At 36.5% G+C, this 16,915-nt stretch carries 22 protein-coding genes; 2 read left to right on the top strand and 20 right to left on the bottom strand.

Annotated features, from left to right (window positions below; all coding sequences use genetic code 11):
- Positions 1 to 3 precede the first annotated feature (3 nt).
- From rpsK to HXK94_002245, 19 genes are all read right to left on the bottom strand, one after another.
- Positions 4 to 390, bottom strand: coding sequence for a 30S ribosomal protein S11 (rpsK, locus tag HXK94_002155; GenBank protein ID QTI96057.1), 387 nt, complete (start codon positions 388 to 390; stop codon positions 4 to 6).
- 20 nt (positions 391 to 410) lie between these two features.
- Entirely contained in the window at positions 411 to 797 is a 387-nt protein-coding gene (gene rpsM / locus HXK94_002160) for a 30S ribosomal protein S13 (protein ID QTI96058.1), read from the bottom strand.
- A gap of 2 nt (positions 798 to 799) precedes the next feature.
- Positions 800 to 916 (bottom strand): 50S ribosomal protein L36, encoded by a 117-nt coding sequence (gene rpmJ / locus HXK94_002165; protein ID QTI96059.1) that lies wholly within the window; start codon positions 914 to 916, stop codon positions 800 to 802.
- A gap of 100 nt (positions 917 to 1,016) precedes the next feature.
- Complete coding sequence (gene infA, locus HXK94_002170) at positions 1,017 to 1,238, bottom strand: translation initiation factor IF-1 (protein ID QTI96060.1); 222 nt, start codon at positions 1,236 to 1,238, stop codon at positions 1,017 to 1,019.
- Positions 1,239 to 1,328: 90 nt separating this feature from the next.
- Complete coding sequence (locus HXK94_002175; GenBank protein QTI96061.1) at positions 1,329 to 2,204, bottom strand: HAD-IB family phosphatase; 876 nt, start codon at positions 2,202 to 2,204, stop codon at positions 1,329 to 1,331.
- Positions 2,205 to 2,272: 68 nt separating this feature from the next.
- Positions 2,273 to 2,971: a class F sortase gene (locus tag HXK94_002180; protein QTI96062.1), complete on the bottom strand. Its 699-nt coding sequence runs from the start codon at positions 2,969 to 2,971 to the stop codon at positions 2,273 to 2,275.
- A gap of 9 nt (positions 2,972 to 2,980) precedes the next feature.
- Positions 2,981 to 4,387 carry a preprotein translocase subunit SecY gene (gene secY / locus HXK94_002185; GenBank protein ID QTI96063.1) on the bottom strand — a complete coding sequence of 469 codons (1,407 nt, stop codon included), beginning with the start codon at positions 4,385 to 4,387 and terminating at the stop codon, positions 2,981 to 2,983.
- A gap of 44 nt (positions 4,388 to 4,431) precedes the next feature.
- Entirely contained in the window at positions 4,432 to 5,259 is an 828-nt protein-coding gene (locus tag HXK94_002190; GenBank protein QTI96064.1) for an undecaprenyl-diphosphate phosphatase, read from the bottom strand.
- Positions 5,260 to 5,437: 178 nt separating this feature from the next.
- Entirely contained in the window at positions 5,438 to 5,647 is a 210-nt protein-coding gene (locus HXK94_002195) for a hypothetical protein (GenBank protein ID QTI96065.1), read from the bottom strand.
- 483 nt (positions 5,648 to 6,130) lie between these two features.
- Positions 6,131 to 8,107, bottom strand: coding sequence for an excinuclease ABC subunit UvrB (gene uvrB / locus HXK94_002200; GenBank protein ID QTI96066.1), 1,977 nt, complete (start codon positions 8,105 to 8,107; stop codon positions 6,131 to 6,133).
- Positions 8,108 to 8,168: 61 nt separating this feature from the next.
- On the bottom strand, positions 8,169 to 8,777 hold the full coding sequence (locus HXK94_002205) for a hypothetical protein (GenBank protein ID QTI96067.1): 609 nt from the start codon (positions 8,775 to 8,777) through the stop codon (positions 8,169 to 8,171).
- 10 nt (positions 8,778 to 8,787) lie between these two features.
- Positions 8,788 to 9,246 carry a hypothetical protein gene (locus HXK94_002210; GenBank protein QTI96068.1) on the bottom strand — a complete coding sequence of 153 codons (459 nt, stop codon included), beginning with the start codon at positions 9,244 to 9,246 and terminating at the stop codon, positions 8,788 to 8,790.
- 2 nt (positions 9,247 to 9,248) lie between these two features.
- Positions 9,249 to 10,127, bottom strand: coding sequence for a carbohydrate kinase family protein (locus HXK94_002215; protein ID QTI96069.1), 879 nt, complete (start codon positions 10,125 to 10,127; stop codon positions 9,249 to 9,251).
- An 86-nt stretch (positions 10,128 to 10,213) separates the two neighbouring features.
- On the bottom strand, positions 10,214 to 10,861 hold the full coding sequence (locus HXK94_002220; GenBank protein ID QTI96070.1) for a hypothetical protein: 648 nt from the start codon (positions 10,859 to 10,861) through the stop codon (positions 10,214 to 10,216).
- Positions 10,862 to 11,317, bottom strand: coding sequence for an RpiB/LacA/LacB family sugar-phosphate isomerase (locus HXK94_002225; GenBank protein QTI96071.1), 456 nt, complete (start codon positions 11,315 to 11,317; stop codon positions 10,862 to 10,864). It abuts the gene before it with no gap.
- A 10-nt stretch (positions 11,318 to 11,327) separates the two neighbouring features.
- The gene (gene gap, locus HXK94_002230) at positions 11,328 to 12,335 is read right to left on the bottom strand and encodes a type I glyceraldehyde-3-phosphate dehydrogenase (protein ID QTI96072.1); all 1,008 of its coding nucleotides are present in this window, start codon (positions 12,333 to 12,335) and stop codon (positions 11,328 to 11,330) included.
- Positions 12,336 to 12,580: 245 nt separating this feature from the next.
- On the bottom strand, positions 12,581 to 12,799 hold the full coding sequence (locus HXK94_002235) for a hypothetical protein (protein QTI96073.1): 219 nt from the start codon (positions 12,797 to 12,799) through the stop codon (positions 12,581 to 12,583).
- Positions 12,789 to 13,337: a hypothetical protein gene (locus HXK94_002240; GenBank protein ID QTI96074.1), complete on the bottom strand. Its 549-nt coding sequence runs from the start codon at positions 13,335 to 13,337 to the stop codon at positions 12,789 to 12,791. The genes HXK94_002235 and HXK94_002240 overlap by 11 nt, the downstream gene beginning before the upstream one ends.
- A 64-nt stretch (positions 13,338 to 13,401) precedes the next feature.
- Positions 13,402 to 14,958 (bottom strand): RelA/SpoT family protein, encoded by a 1,557-nt coding sequence (locus HXK94_002245; GenBank protein ID QTI96075.1) that lies wholly within the window; start codon positions 14,956 to 14,958, stop codon positions 13,402 to 13,404.
- A gap of 132 nt (positions 14,959 to 15,090) precedes the next feature.
- Here HXK94_002245 and HXK94_002250 point away from each other — a divergent pair, with 132 nt between their 5' ends.
- A complete protein-coding gene (locus HXK94_002250) occupies positions 15,091 to 15,786 on the top strand; it encodes a hypothetical protein (protein QTI96076.1) in 696 nt (231 codons plus the stop codon).
- A gap of 65 nt (positions 15,787 to 15,851) precedes the next feature.
- Here the strand turns inward: HXK94_002250 and HXK94_002255 are convergent, their stop codons facing one another.
- Complete coding sequence (locus HXK94_002255) at positions 15,852 to 16,382, bottom strand: inorganic diphosphatase (GenBank protein QTI96077.1); 531 nt, start codon at positions 16,380 to 16,382, stop codon at positions 15,852 to 15,854.
- Between the two features lie 127 nt (positions 16,383 to 16,509).
- On the opposite strand from HXK94_002255, the gene HXK94_002260 reads away from it, so the two are divergent.
- Positions 16,510 to 16,899 carry a hypothetical protein gene (locus HXK94_002260; GenBank protein QTI96078.1) on the top strand — a complete coding sequence of 130 codons (390 nt, stop codon included), beginning with the start codon at positions 16,510 to 16,512 and terminating at the stop codon, positions 16,897 to 16,899.
- Positions 16,900 to 16,915: the final 16 nt, after the last annotated feature.

Genomic DNA, 16,915 nt, shown 5'->3' on the forward strand with positions numbered 1-16,915 from the left:
AAATTAAGCCCTCCTTGCTTTCTTTGGACGAACGCCACCATGTGGAACGCCAGTCACATCTTTAATACTTTCAACAGCAATGTTTACATTTGAAAGTGATCGGATCGCTGAATCGCGACCTAGACCCACACCCTTAACGAAAACATCTACTGATTTTAGGCCATAAAGAGCCTGTGCATTTTCGGCTGCTTTTTCAGTTGCAACCTGCGCTGCATAAGCTGTACCTTTTTTGCTTCCGCGGAAACCACACGCACCAGCGCTCGCTGCTGCTAAAGCATTACCTTTTTTATCTGTAAAAGTAATGATTGTGTTGTTGAAGGTAGCTTGAATATGCATTTGACCTGATGGAACAGATCGGCGCTGTTTTTTACGACTAACTTTTTCTGCCATAATTCTATCCCTTTCTCAAATCAAGTCTTACTTGCTGCTTTTGGCTGTGCTCCACCAACGGCGATTGCGCGACCCTTTCGAGTTCGTGCGTTCGTTCGTGTGCGCTGACCGTTTACAGGCAACCCTGATTTGTGTCGCATACCTTTATAGTTGTTAATGTCTTTTAGACGTTTAATATTATTTGCCACGAGGCGTTGCAGATCACCTTCTACAGTGTAATCATTATCAATAATTGCACGTAGTTTCTGTTCTTCAGCCTCGGTGAGATCTTTCACCCGAGTGGTCGGCTCAATATTAGCCGCCGCAAGGATGGTTCGCGAAGTTGTTTCGCCAATACCATAAATGTAAGTAAGAGCGATCCAGACTTGCTTTTCTGCTGGGATTGTTACCCCTGCGATTCGAGCCATACTTAACCCTGCCTTTGCTTATTCTTAGGTTTTTTCTTATTGATAACACGTAGTCGACCTTTTCGGCGAACTAAAATGTCATCTGGACTGATTTTTTTAACACTTGCACGAACTTTCATAAGTGTATAAAAACTCCTTATCCTTTAGGTTTATATTATCTGCAAATCCCCATAGAAATAATAAGCCATTTAAATTTTGGCTTTTTCTATTTTGAACTTGCTAGTCTCTTAGGCGGAAGCTGATTCTTCCCTTAGTAAGATCATAAGGGGTCAACTCTACTTCAACCTTATCGCCCGGAACTAAACGAATATAATGCTTTCGCATCTTTCCGCTAATATGAGCGATGATTGTATGCCCATTTTGAAGCTCAACTTTAAACTGCGTGTTTGGCAAAGCCTCCACGATTCGTCCTTCCAATTTTATTACTTCCTTTTGAGCCATAAATCTATACAATTTTACCCTATTATCTTTAAAAAGTCAAGGGTTTTTTAAAATTTTAAAAATAAAAAAGCGATCCGTAGACCGCTAATTCTAAATCCAGAGACGAAGTTCTTTAGAAAGCCATCTCTCAAAACATTCGAGGTTTCTAATTATTGGTGACTCTTTTTTAGTGTTTGAAAGAATATTTTCAATAACCGGTCGCCGCTTCCTTTCAGAAATTACTGTAAATTTACAACGCTCATCAGACTTATCTGAATCTTCTCCTAAAAAATCAATAATTTGATCGAAAAAAGTTATTGAAGGGTTTATGACAAATGCCTTATCCGCATATTTCATCATCGAAAAATCACCCTGAGTATCGCCCGCCGCAATAACAAAAAAGTCCTCTCTGTTGAATAAGTATGACTTTTTACTTATCTTCTCCAATACTTGTTCAACAAACATATGCTTGTTTTCGAATGTCCGAATTTTAGTTTCTCTAAAAATTCCTTGATCGTCCTTTTCGTAGTCTTGACCAATTCCCATATAGAAATCGTATTCTTTAACAAAAGCATCCACTAAAAATTTTGGCGAACCGGAAATAGCAACTAGCTTAAACCCTTCTGTTCGTAAAAAGTTAATCATGTTTAATGTAGAGATGTAATCTTGACTACCTCGATATTCTACCACAACTCTTCGCCCAATTTCGCGAACTTCTTCAGAAGTGTATTTTTCTAATGCTATCATTGCAAAAGCAACAACCATTTGACAATATTGACCAAACAGCTCATCCGAATTCTTTTCGGAAGTTTTATAAGCTTTTCGAAGTTCTTTTATCTCCTTCTGAAGCCCCTGATACTTCTCTAAATTACCCCCACGATACTTGTAGTCGCGGATGAGAATTTCATATAAACTTTCTGGCAGTGGCCTTGTTCTAATCGTTCCATCAATATCAAAAAATGCAACCTTCTCTTTAAAGTTTGGCATACCCAGTACCTCTTTTCTAAAAAATGTGCTAGAACCATATCATAGCACATTTTTATTGTTAGGTCAAATTACATTTTTCGAACTGCTCTTAACATTACGCGTTTATTGAAAGTGTTTTTAGCATAATCCCAGTCGCCAACACAAGTAATCATATTCAAGCCCTCTTTTTTCGGATCCATTGAATTTAACATTGTTTTCATACCAAGAGGGTTACTTTCATTGTTTATATCCTCAACAGACATCTCCCTGTTGTCGACAACTTGATAAGTTATACGTTGACCATCACCACGTTCAATAATAATCTCAGATCCCTTTGAAAGGCTTCCTAAATTTTCAAAAATACCACCTTTCGTCGGACCACCATTATGCCCATCAATTAAAACAGCTCCTTTTCCAGCGCCAGGTAGTCCACTCTTCGTATACCATCCTGCATCATAAATCGATTTCGGAGAATCTAATTGTCCAGTATCTTTAATTGTTCCGATTTGAACAACCCTTGCATTAGATATTTTTAAGCTTGGTATCGAAAGGTATCTCGGAAAAGAGGGGTTAGGAACCTGATAGTCATCCTTTTTTTCTTGGGTAACTTCCGTTTCATCAACCTCATAACTAGCCACGGTATGACCGGAACTTGAACTTATATCTTTCGTTTGAATAAAATTAACATAGAGATAAAAACCCGTATACCCAATCAGTAAAAGCCAACAAACACTAAGCGCGACAACAACTACTTGCCTTGATTTTTTCTTAGAGTGTTTAACTTTCATTTAATCCTCTTATTTATAGTCGTCGTACGTGACCATTAACGCTCGTGAGTTTACTTGGCGAATTGTTTCGAGAGCTACAGTCACAACAATCAAGATACCCGTTCCTCCGATAGATAGATTACTACTTTGAATCGAAGCAAGGTTATATAATAGATAATCGGCCACGAATGGCAATAGAGCAATCAAACCAAGAGCTACTGCGCCAAATAGATTCAAACGATTAACTACTTTATTGAGGTAATTAGCAGTAGAAATTCCCGGACGAACACCTTCTATAAATCCACCTTGTTTTTGTAGATTGTCTGCAATCTCATTTGAATTAAATACGATTGAAGTATAGAAATAAGTGAATACAACAATTAAGACGAAGTATGCCGCTGGATAAATAAACGACTCAAGAGAAGCACCTGTAAAGGTTCCTTGGTTTGGTGCCGAGAACCATTTGATAAGGTTATTTGCTAAATCAACATTAACTTTCGCATTTTTCATAACTTGACCTATAAATGCAGGCAAGCTTAAAAACGAAACAGCAAAGATCACTGGAATAACTCCCGCAACGATCAATTTAACAGGTAAAATACTTTTAATACCACCATAAGAAGAATTACCATGAACTCGTTTTGCATAATTAATAGTAATAACACGTTGAGCTTCATTAATTTTAACCAGGATATACAAAAGTATTAAACTAACTACCGCAAGAATTATTGCTACCACAAAAGTAATCCTGTTAACCGGTAGCGTAAACCATCCAAAAACACTTAGTGCACCATCTTTAGTGTCTGAAATTGAAGAAACTAAAGTAGCTAAAGTTGTTGGTAGTTGCGAAATAATACCAGCAAAAATAACCAAAGATATACCGTTTCCAACACCTTTTTCGGTAATAATTTCGCCAATCCACATCAAAAGAACAGATCCTGTAACCATCGCCGTAACAGCAACGATCCAGTTTGTAAGACTCATTCCATTGAAGGCTGCAGAATTTGACTGAAGCACTGTAGTCTGAAGAATAAAAACATATGCAATCGACTGAATAATCGCCAAAGGAACTGTCAAAATTCGTGTCCATTGGTTAATTTTACGACGACCAGATTCGCCATCATTATTCAACTCCTCAAGAGAAGGAATAGCCTTGGTCATCAACTGAGTAATAATAGAAGCCGTAATAAATGGGCTTAATCCAACCAGCATAATAGAAAAGCTAGTTAAAGCTCCACCTGTCAAAAGGTTAATAAATCCACCCAAATCCGTGCTTTTAATAGCCGATTCAACAACTTCCTTAAGATTCCCCGCATTAGCAAGCGGAATTGGTACGTGCGCCAAAAATCTAAAAATTACTAAAAGCCCAACCACCCCAAAAACACGCTTTTGCATGTCTCTATTTTTCATCGATTTAACTATTGTTTTCCAGTTCATAGTTCTTATTTTACCATACTTTCTATCTTATTTAAAGTCAAAAATTATTTTATCATAAAACAGCAAATCATTACCAAAGCTAGAATAATTCGATACCAGCCAAATAGTTGAAAATCGTGTTTTTTAAGATAGTCGGTCAAGAATCGAACAACTATCATTGAAATAATAAATGTAGCCACTAAAGCAACCATCAAATACATAATCTCACTAGACGAATACTTAAAACCGTATTTTACTATTTTTAGTGCACTCGACCCTAACATAATAGGAATCCCCATAAAGAATGAAAACTCTACAGCTATCTTACGTGAAACTCCTGTTAATAAACCTCCAATAATCGTTGATCCACTCCTAGAAGTTCCTGGAATCAAAGCTAACATCTGATATGCACCAATTTTAGCAGCATCCCTATATGTCATATCTTCAAATTTTTCAACTCGTGGAGAAATTCTATGAACAGCACGATATCGTTCAATCACAATAAATAATGCACCATAAATAGCCAACATTGAAGCGATAACCCACATGTTTTCGAAATGTTTTTCAATAAAACTATTCAACAACAAACCAACAACACCGGCAGGAATTGCACCGATAATTATTTTTTTCCACAATTCAATAGTTTCATGTTTTTCGCGAGAATTTTTATGTCTATCCAAAGGATTGAGTCTTGACCAATAGATAAAAACAATCGCCATAATTGCGCCAAGCTGAATAACAACCATAAACAGGTCTTTAAAATCTTTCGAAAAACTTAGTTTAGCGAAATGATCAAATAAAAGCATATGCCCAGTACTTGAAACTGGAAGCCACTCGGTGATTCCCTCAATAGCACTAACTATAATCACCTTTAATAATTCTATAATTTCCATAACCTATCCTATTATATCACGCTTTAGCTTTCGAAATTTCTTCTTCACTTAGCAAAATACTTGAAAGCTCCGCCAAATGCTTAACTTCGTCTTTTGATATTTTTTCCATATCAACAAGTATATCACTTTTCGAAAGATTTTTAAAGTAAAAACTCCCAAAAATTGGAAGTCTCTAAGTTTATTTTTTCTCAAGTTTTTCGATTCGTTGGTTCAACTCGTTTATATAATTCATTTGATTTACATTAATTTCACCCGAAGTCTTAATATTGTTATTAATTCTTTGGTGAAGAAAAATTACTCCAGCCGAAAGAATTAAATTCCATAAGACGAGTAACGAAACTGCAATTATTCTAAAAACTTTCTTGTCTTTTTGATTAATAAATTTCATAAATATCCTTTCAATTAAAATAGCTCGTCCAAAAAACTATTCTATTTTATGTATATAAAATATCCCTTATCAGGAATTTCTATAACTCTTGTAAATTCCTTAATTCCTATGCCTCCGAAAAAATTTCTATACTTCACAAAACTAGCAATAGTGACCCTCTTAGTTCATAAACCCTAAAGTTTCTGGAAATTCCAGACAATTCCAATGTGGAATTTTGCCCAGACGAAGGAACAACAGAAAAGTTTGAAGATATAATAACATTTCCCCAACTAGCAACTTCGTTACCTATATGAAAAGCAACCCAATCTCATATCAGCTTTAGCCGTAGAACTAAAACCAATCATACAGGCCAAAAATAATGTGATAGTTTATAATTTTGAATTTATTTTTAACCATTTTTTCACCCCACATTATATAAAAGTACTCCCTGGATGAGCTAATGCTATAATTATATCAACATAAAAAAGTTCGTCAATAGTTTTTTTATTTCACCATTCTCTTTCTAATTTCCGCAATCTGATCTCGCAAATCTGCCGCCTCCTCGAAAAGCAAATTCGCACTGGCGAGATTCATTTGGTTTGTTAAATCTTGAATCAAATTATCCCATTCTTCACGCGGAATTTTTCTTAAGTCCAGTTTTGGTCTTTTATCTTTTTGCGGAATAATTGCGCGCAAACCTTCGCTAATTTCACTCGCAACGCTTTTCGGTGTAATATTGTTTTTTAAATTATATTCTTTTTGGATTTCTCGTCGCCGATTCGTTTCGTCGATCGCAAGCTTCATTGAACGAGTTATTTTATCGGCATACATAATCACTTTTCCTTCTTCGTGCCTAGCTGCTCGCCCGATCGTTTGAATTAATGCACTTTCTGAACGCAAGAAACCTTCTTTATCCGCATCTAAAATTGCAACCAAACTAACCTCTGGCAAATCCAAACCCTCACGCAAAAGATTAATTCCAACGAGAACATCATAAGTTCCTTCGCGTAAATCACGCAAAATATCACCACGCTCCAAGGTGTCAATTTCGCTATGGATATACGCTGTTTTTATCCCGTTTTCTTCCAAAAATCCACTCAAATCTTCAGCCATCCTCTTAGTCAGAGTTGTAACCAAAACTCGCTGACCTTTCGAAATCCGTTTTTGAATTTCCTCCATTAAATCGTCAACTTGACCTTCAATTTTTCGAACTTCAATTTCAGGGTCTAATAGTCCCGTTGGACGAATAACTTGCTGAGCTGGTTTTGGTGAATGCTCAAGCTCAAAATCGCCAGGGGTTGCCGAAACATAAATCGCCTGATTAATATGTTTATAAAATTCATCAAAAGTCAAAGGTCGGTTATCAAGAGCCGAGGGTAAGCGAAAACCATTATCCACCAAAACAGTTTTACGCGCTCGGTCACCATTAAACATCCCTCGAACTTGTGGTAAAGTCATGTGCGACTCATCAACTAAAAGTAAAAAATCATCCGGAAAATAATCCAGCAAAGTTGCGGGTTGTTCACCGGGTGCGCGCTCAGTTAAATATCGCGTATAGTTTTCAATCCCTTTTACAAATCCAGTTTCTCGAAGCATTTCAAGATCATATTTTGTACGCTGAGCTAATCGTTGCGCCTCAAGATATTTTTTATTTTTTTCGAAATATTCATATCTCGCATAAAATTCCTTCTCAATTTGTGGAATTACTCGATCGATAATTTCTTTTGGAGTAGCGTAGTGAGAATTCGGAAAAATATCAAAAAATTGCGGTTTTTCAAGAATCTCACCTGTAAGCGGATTGGTGATTGTTAGCCTATCGATTTCATCACCAAAAAATTCCACTCGCACTGCCAAATCTGATCCCGCAGTGAAAATATCTATCGTATCGCCACGAACTCGAAAAGTTCCGCGAGAAAAATCAACATCGTTTCGTTCATATTGAATATCTTTCAAATGCCTCAAAAATTTATCTCGATTATAACGCATTCCGGGTTTGATATGCAACGCCATTTGCATATAGCTTGCTGGCGAACCGATACCATAAATACAGCTAACACTCGAAACAATAATCGTATCGCTCCGAGTTAACAACGCCTCAGTTGCGGCGTGTCGAAGTTTTTCAATCTCTTCATTTATTCGCGAATCTTTTTCGATATATGTATCCGTACTTGCAATATAAGCTTCGGGCTGATAATAATCAAAATAGCTCACAAAATAATGAACTTCATTTTCAGGAAAAAACTTTTTAAACTCACCATAAAGCTGAGCCGCAAGAGTTTTATTGTGCGCCAGAATTAAAGTTGGTTTTTGAGTGGCTTGAATAATATTTGCCATTGTAAAAGTTTTACCCGAACCAGTTACACCCAACAAAGTTTGTTCATGCTCACCTTTCTTTAAACCCTCGACTAATTGTGAAATTGCCTGCGGTTGATCACCAGTTGGTTGATATTTTGATTTTAATTTAAACTCACGATATTTCATTATTTATATTTTATAATATATTTCATCAAAAAGCAAAACCGCCCAAATTGAGCGGTTAGCTTTATCCGTTTCCAGCGCGTTTTTCTGAAAGATGGTCATCATCTCGTGGTGCAATGAAGTCTGCATTTTTTTCATCAAGTCGTGCAATCACTTTACGAACAAGCCGTTCAGGGTTATTGTCATAAATTATATCTTTCGTTCCTGGAGCTTCAACATTTTGCAAAAGTGTTGGAACGTAATCGGCAAGCGCCATACTTCCAAGCAAGACACCGCAAACTTTGCGAGATTCTAGAGCGGTTGCGAGTTCGTGAAGCGACCCCATCCGGCCGCCAACTGTAATTACCGCATCGCTTGAAAGCACCAAGTGTGTATCACGCCCAACATAGCTCATTCCCGTAAAATTAATATAATCAAAAGGCTTAAACGGCAATTTATAAGTATTCACATGTTGTCGAAAACTTGAAGCAGGCGAAAAACCAATACTCAAGCCCGTTCGACCTTTAACACTAACCGCACCCAAAGCAGCGTAGTGTGGCAAACCAACCGTTGCACCAGTTGTTAAAATCTTTCCTTGCCGAACAATCTCTTGCCCGAGTCTAAAAGCTAAATCCTTTGAAGCCATAACACTATCTCCGGTGGCAGCCCCAGAAACACAAATTTGATATCTCATTTTTCTCCTTTTAAAATATTTTTTCTTCTAGTTGTTTTTTTGAATAATTTGAAAATACTTTTTGGTATTTTTCTAAGATTTCTACTTTTAAAGCTTCTTGAAAATTTTCGAAAACCAACTTATCGGTATTTTTAAATTCTTTTTTTGAATTCAACTCAACATCTTTTTTATTCACCGAAACAAAACCGTCTTCGGTAAATATCACCGACGTTTCATTCTTCTTCCAAAAATCATCATTATTAAGCTTATTTTTTAAAGCCGAAATTGCTTCTACATTCAAAACATCACTCTGTAAAAAACCCAATTCCTGTTCTAAATCACGCGATTTTTTATACAAGTTTGCCATAATCTGCGCTGAAACGCTTTTTGTTTGTGGCTTTTTAGACTCTAAACTAGTTATTTCATAATTAAACCTTCGCGCATAAGCACCTTTTAAACCTAAAAGCTCTGAAAGTTTATAAGTTTTCATTATCAAATCTCCTCCATCGGCATATCGTGAAGATTTGAATCTTTATATAAAATTCCTTTTTTAGCACCCAGATATTGAATCACAGAAGTTGAATTTGCGCTTGCGAATAAAATACTCTGCTTAATATCTGCGCCCTGAGCCCATTGACTAACAAACCCAGAACCAAAAGCATCACCCGCACCCGTTCTATCAACCGAAGGAATATCTTCATACATTCCGGCATGAATAATTTTGCCCCCGGCTTTGACCCAAACACCGTTTGGACCATCTGTTAAAATCATCACCGGCACAAATTCTGCACCACTGCGAACAATTTCTTCAGCAGACACGCCCTCAAAAATTAAACTAGCTTCTTCTTTATTTAAAATTAAAATTTCAACATCTTTTAATAAAGTTCGAACTTTTCCTGGATTCTCGAGTTCATTTTTACCAGGATTCCAGGCAATTTTTGCGCCTTTTTTTACCGATTCTTGAATGATTTTCGAAATAACATCGAATCTTCCAGCTAAGTTAGAAAGGTAAACCCAATCAAACTCACCATATTTTAATTCAAAATTATCAACATAAATATGTTCTGACGCACCACGATAAGTTAAAATTGTACGCTCACCATTTGGTGCTAAAATAATTGCTGAATAATCTGTATTATATCTATCTGAAAACTCCACCCGAGATGTATCGACAGACTCTTCGTCAAGCATTTTTAATACCTGCTCTCCCGATGAATCCGACCCAACTACACCCATAAAACTAGATTCTAAACCTTGTCGAGCAAAAGTGGTTGCAGCATTCGTAGCGCCACCACCACTTGAAATTTCAATATTTTCAACTGTTATTTTAGAGCCCAAATCAAGCTCAACGATATCTTGATTCTTTGCCATTGAGATCAATTTAAAGTCTGGTGAATTGATCAAAAAAACATCTTGAGTGGCAGCCCCAACTGAAAGTATCTTAGGCGATGACACTTTTAAATTGCTCCTTTACGGTTAATTTCAGTCTCCATCTGATGATAAGCCTGCTCTGGATCTTGTGCTTGCATAATTGCCGCACCAACATTCACAACATCAACTCCAGACTGAGTTAAGTTAAAAACGTTCGAAAGGTTAGCGCCACCGTCCCAACCTATTTCAACGTTGCTATTAATGGCCTTTATTAATCGAATCTTCTCTAGTTGCATCATATTTGCGATACCACCCATTTCGCCCAAGTTGCCACTAAAAATTAAAATGTGCTCTGCAGCCTTAATTGCTGGCGCAACTGTCTCTGGGACAGTTGAACGAAGCAAAGCCAAACCTGGCTTAATCATAGTTTCATTTTTAAGTCGCTCAAAAATAGGCACAAGATCTTCTTCAACCTCAGAATGAAAAACCACCATATTAGGGTTAAGTTGAATAATCGCATCAATGTGCTCACTAGGACGAGCAACCATCATATGAATATCAACCTTCCATTCTTGAGGCCACCAAATTTGAGTTTCAGGCAAGGTTAAATTAGGCGCAAATTCGCCATCTGTAACATCAATATGAACCCTTTCAGCAAAAGGAAAGATTTTCTCAACCTGCTCTTTATATTCTTCTGGATTGGTTGCTAAAATTGCTGGTGTAATTATCGACATTTAAACCTCATCTATCTGATTATTTCTTCGTATAAAACGCGGCGCAGCCGCAAAAGGAGTTTTAAGCCAAACGTCTACGGTCTCCTTCCACATGTTTTCCATATCATCTTTATCAAAGACTCGCGCTGGCAAACAGAGAACATTACTATCATTGTCGTTACGAGTCCATTTTGCTTCTTCAGGCTCCCATACAACAGACGCACGAATACCTTTATAACGGTTCGCGGCCATTCCCATTCCTTGTGCACCGCCACAAATTAGAATAGCACGAGAATCGCTCTCATCACTGGCGCGAATTTTCGAAACCGCCATGTGCGCAAATTCTGGAAAATCATCATTTGGATTATATTCAAAACCACCAATATCTTCTATATTGTAGCCATTATTTTTTAAATATTTAAAAACTTTTTCTTTAAGGTAATAACCTCTGTGGTCTGCACCAATAAAAATCTTCATCAAAAAACCTTTAAATATTCACCGCTACATCAGCAACAATTTCGACCAAGCGGTTAGAGTATCCCCATTCATTATCATACCAAGCTACGACCTTAATAAGATTTCCGTCAACAACGTTTGTCAATGATAAGTCAACAATAGAGCTATGAGAATTTCCCTTGAAATCCATCGAGACCAAAGGTTCATCTGTAACCGCTAGAATTCCCTGATAAAATGGATCTGCGGCAGCACGCTTAAATACTTCGTTAATCTCTTCTTTTGTTGTGTTTCGTTTCAAAACAGCAGTAATATCGCTCAACGAAACAACCGCCGTTGGAACTCGAACTGATAAACCATCAAACTTTCCTTCAAGAGATGGAATAACTTTTGCGGTCGCAATTGCTGCGCCGGTTGTAGTTGGAACTATATTTTCAGCTGCAGAGCGAGCCTCACGTAAGTCTTTTGCTGGAGCATCTAGAATCCTCTGGCTTGCGGTATAAGAGTGGACTGTCGTCATCAAAGACTTTTCGATACCAAATTCGCGTTCAAGAACTGCCATCACTGGAGCAATACAGTTTGTCGTACAACTAGCGTTAGAAATAATATCATCTTCGCGCGTAAGTTCGCGCTCATTCACACCAAGCACAATGAATTTAGCTCCATCACCTTTCGCAGGAGCTGAAATCACAACCTTTTTTGCACCAGCGTTAATATGTGCACGAGCTTTTTCTGGTTGTACAAACAATCCTGTTGCTTCGATTACAACATCAATACCAAATTCTCCCCAAGGCAAAAGCGCTGGATCACGCTCTGCTAATACGCGAATTTGTTTTCCGGCAACAAAAATTGAGTTTTCATCATAAGACACATCATAGTGATAAGTTCCATAAGTTGAATCGTGCTTTAAAAGATGCGCTAAAGTTTTCGTATCTGTCAAGTCATTAATCGCTACAACTTCAATATCATCTCTTTCAAAAGCTAATTTAAAGGCATTGCGACCAATTCGCCCAAATCCATTAATTGCAATTTTTTTAGACATTTCGTCTCCTTTTTATTAAATTTCCTAGTTCTATTTTAACATAAACGCTTTAAAAAATCTAGAAAAAGCACCAAATTAAAACTCCACTGCTAAAGGTAGGGTTTCGACTTTTCTAGCAATATACTAATTACTTATTTTTTCACCAGCTCTTATCACTTTAATCACCTTAGTATTCTTGATTAGCCCTAAATTACCCCTTTGATGAAGTTACAAACAAAGATTGATTCATGCGTATGAAGTTTTTACTATAAAAGATTGATAGCATCATCTTTAATTTCGTCAAAAATCTGGTCGTAATATTCGTAAAATTCTTTAAGATTCCCCTCATTACCTTCAACCGCACGCAATGCAAGGGTTAAAAGGGTATCTAATAGATCCCTATTCTCAGAATTTTCATATTCCGTAGAGCCCAGAAGTGTTACAACCGCTTTCGGGTTCCTTGAGATTTTGTCCTTAATTTTCATATTTCACTCTTTCAATCTTGCCCTGCGACAAATCACGCCATTTTCCATTTTCAAAAACCCTAAAATGCGATTTTTTGAAAGGAACCTCTTGCGATTTTAGCCAATCTAAAACTTTTCGAAAATTCTCCACACGAAAAACAAAACCGTCGTAGCCAAAATCAAAATTCTTAAAACTCATTTTTTGCGGGTTTTCTTCGTTTAACATTTTAACAAAATCTTGAATCGCAAATTCAGGATAATTCAAAGCTTCGCCCAACAAAATTGATTTTTCTCTTTCATTACCGTACCAGGAAAGACTTTCAGCCTCAAGATATTTTTCCAAATTCTCAATTTTGCGAAAAAGAAAAATTTGCGTTTTCGAATGTGTGCGGCTTTTATTCCAGAACGAGTGAAAGTGAATATTCTTTCGAAAAACAGCCCGAATAATTGAAAATTTTATTCTTCCCCAAAAGCTATTCTCAAAAACCAAAATCATACTTTTACGCCGCTTCAGCGCGAATGCCAAAATCATTTTTCGATGAATTTTCGAAAGTTTCATATTCTCCTTTTACATTTAAAATTAAAGTTGGAAAAATCAAAGAAGTCGACATATTTTTCAAATTTTATTTCTCGCCCGATTTTCTGGCTCGAATCGCTTCAGCATTTTTAATCGGCTCCAAATCGCCTCTTTGGCGAAGCTGTGAACGAAGCTTGATTCGTGCGTGTGAAGTTTTTACTAAATCAAGCCAATCGATCTTTGGCTCAGAACTCTTGCGCGTTAAAACTTCAACCACATCACCCTTTTCAAGCGGTTTATCGAACGCATGGATTTTCTCATTCACGCGAAAAGCATAAGCATATTTACCAATATCGCTGTGGACCATATAAGCAAAATCAAGTGGCAAAGCACCTTCGGGTAGATTGTAAATATCGCCTTTTGGAGAATACACAAAAATCCGATCACCGAAAATATCAATTTGAAGCTGTTCGGGGTTAATCTCTTCACCATCTCTTAACCGTTGCGCAACATCCTGGAGCTGCACAATCCATTGCAATTCATTCGATAGACCCCCATTACCTTTAACCTCACTTCGTCGCTTCGAAGTTGCTCCCGAAATATAGTCTTTGCTCGATTTTTGCTCGTGATAATGAAAACTCGCCGCCAAACCACGCTCGGCAAACTCATGCATATCACGCGTTCGAATTTGAAACTCTGCAATTAATTTCGAAGGTGTGATCACAGTCGTATGCAGCGATTGATAGCCGTTTGGTTTTGGCATTGAAATATAATCTTTGATTCGTTCAATCATTGGCTTATAAATTGAATGCAATACCCCCAAAACACGGTAGCAGTCATCTTTCGAATTCACAATAATTCTCAAAGCCATTAAATCGTATACCCGATCAATATCGCCCCTGGTTTTTTTAAGTTTTTTATAAAGAGAATAGACACTCTTAACTCGCCCTGAAATCTCAAACTCTACACCCGCTTTTTTTAGCTCTTTTTCAACCTCTTCACGTACTTTTCCTAATTTTCGAGTACTTTTACCGAGTCGTTTTCGAATTTCATTTTCAAGTCGCTTATATTCTTTCGGATTCAAGTAAAGAAAAGCTTGCTCTTCCATTTGCATTCGTACGCGTCCCATTCCTAAACGGTCAGCAATTCGTGCAAAAACATCCAAAGTTTCTTGGGCGATTTTCTTTTGTTTTTCTGGAGACATATATTGTAAAGTCTGAACATTATGCAATCTATCCGCCAACTTAATAATCACCACGCGAACATCTTGCCCAACCGCAATCAATAATTTCGAAAGATTATCTTTTGTTTGAGGAAGATACGTTTCGAGATTTCCCATTCCTGCACGTGCCTTCCCAACCTTAGTTACACCATCAACCAAAAAAGCGATATCTTTGCCGAAATGTTCTTCAATTTCATCTAATGGTGTTTCTGTGTCTTCTACAACGTCGTGTAAAACCCCTGCAATAATCGTATCAATATCCATACCCCATTCAACTAAAAAGCTAGCCACTTTTAATGGGTGCGTTATATATTCTTCGCCAGATTTTCGCATTTGACCTTTATGTTTTTCGGTTGCAAAATCAATAGCTTCTTCTAATTTTTTTATATCTTCCGCAGAATAAAACGGTTTCGCAATTCTTAAGAGTTCAGCCTTTTCCATATATTAATTATACATAAATTCCAAAAAAAATCAATTATTCCATTTGACTTTTATGGATAAATATTGTAATATATAAAAATACGAAAGTTGAACATTTCAAATTGATTTTCGATTTTTTTAGGAGGTGCTAACATGGCACAAGAACCGTTGAGAGAATTAACAGACAACTTACTGTCTCTGTTTAAGGAAATTGTCGCATCTGAGTGTGAAGAGCAAAGTCAAAGAATAGATTTGCTCGAAATGAAAGTAAATAAAATATATACTTTCTTTTTCGAATCACAAAAGCTGATTAACTCTATACTTGCGGTAGAAGAAAACAAGGAGGACTATCAAATAATCCAAACCGAAAAACCTTCGGAATTAAAATTTGATCATCCAAAAGTTGATAATTTTGAGGAAAGTAGCCCCATAAAAAAAGACTACATAAGCCGAATAGCCAACATAAGGAGTAGATTCCCAGAACAATACCTTGATATAGTGAAAGAAACTAAAGTTTGTATTTTTAGAAAAAACAGCAAGAAAGGCTTAACCCATACGAAAAATACTTATTTACCATTTTTCACACAAGGCTCTTTAGTAAGTAATCTATCCTCTAATGATGACACATCTCTCAAATCCATTAAGAGATATTTAAGAAATGACGAATTTAGATATGTCATCATACACAAAAAGGAAGCAACAGATAATCTTCTGAAAAATATCAGAAAACTGGACGCAGAAGATTATTTTAGAGTATTGATTGTACAAACTCATAAACCGATGTATTCAATATTCAACAATATAATCAGCAATAGAATGGAGGCTGATAGAAAGAGAAAATCAAAATAAACTGAGCAATATGCTCAGTTTTTATTTTATATAATTATATTTATTATCTCAATTCAAATCTATAATTATTTTTCATTCCAGCGAGCGATTGATTCCGCAATAACTTCTTTTGCTTCTTCGATATCGCCAAATTTTTCAACCTTAGTTGTACCAGCTTTTTTCAAATCTTTATAGTGATTAAAGTGGAATTCAATCTGTTTAATAAGCTGCTCTGGCAAATCCGCCAAAGTCTTATATGCATTACCAGTATCACGATCATCTGCTGGAACAGCGATAATTTTGTCATCAACTTCACCATCGTCGACAAACTTCATCACACCAAGAATTCGTGCTTCCAAGAAAATTCCAGTCGTGAGCGGATCATTTGTGATAAGCAAAACATCCAATTCGTCACCATCTTCATCAAGAGTTTGTGGGATAAATCCGTAATTTGTAGGTTTTGCAAAAACTTTTGGCTCCACACGATCTAGTTGCATCACAGCCAATTCACGATTCCATTCAATCTTATGAGTTGAGCCAGTAGGAATTTCAACCACAACATTAATAATTCCGTCTTGATAATTTCCAGGTGTTAAAATTTTATTAAAATCAGCCATATTTTCCTTTCTTTTCTTTCTCTAATTTTAACAAAAAAACAACTTGTTTTCAAGATCTGGCCATACATTGACATAAAAAGACATATATGATATAATTTAAAAATCACAAATGAAGGAGGTCTCAAAAATGGGACTTAAAAATTCAGCACATTTCATTGGTATTATTAGAGGTAATTTTATCGAATTACGTGATTACGACGATATTCAAGATCTGCAAGATGGGACTATGATTATTATTTTTACGCCCACTTTAGATGAACAAGAAGCGCTCAGAAAATTAATCGCAATATTCAAAGGCTTAACTCAATCCAAACTGCAATCCGAAATTAATAGTTTCGAAAGAATTCCAAACCTTTTCGAACCAGATTTCTTAAAAAACTTAGGAATGTCTCGTCAGGCCCGAATTACTAAAAAATCTAGGGAGAACGAAATTCTATTAAAAAAATATCGCACCCCGGTTGTTAGCACTAAAAAACGCTTCCAATCACGAAAAATACCAATGACATCAAAAAAATAAAGGAGAGCGGATATTT

The sequence above is a fragment of the Candidatus Nanogingivalaceae bacterium genome, from assembly GCA_015257795.3.
GTDB lineage: Bacteria > Patescibacteriota > Saccharimonadia > Saccharimonadales > Saccharimonadaceae > Nanogingivalis.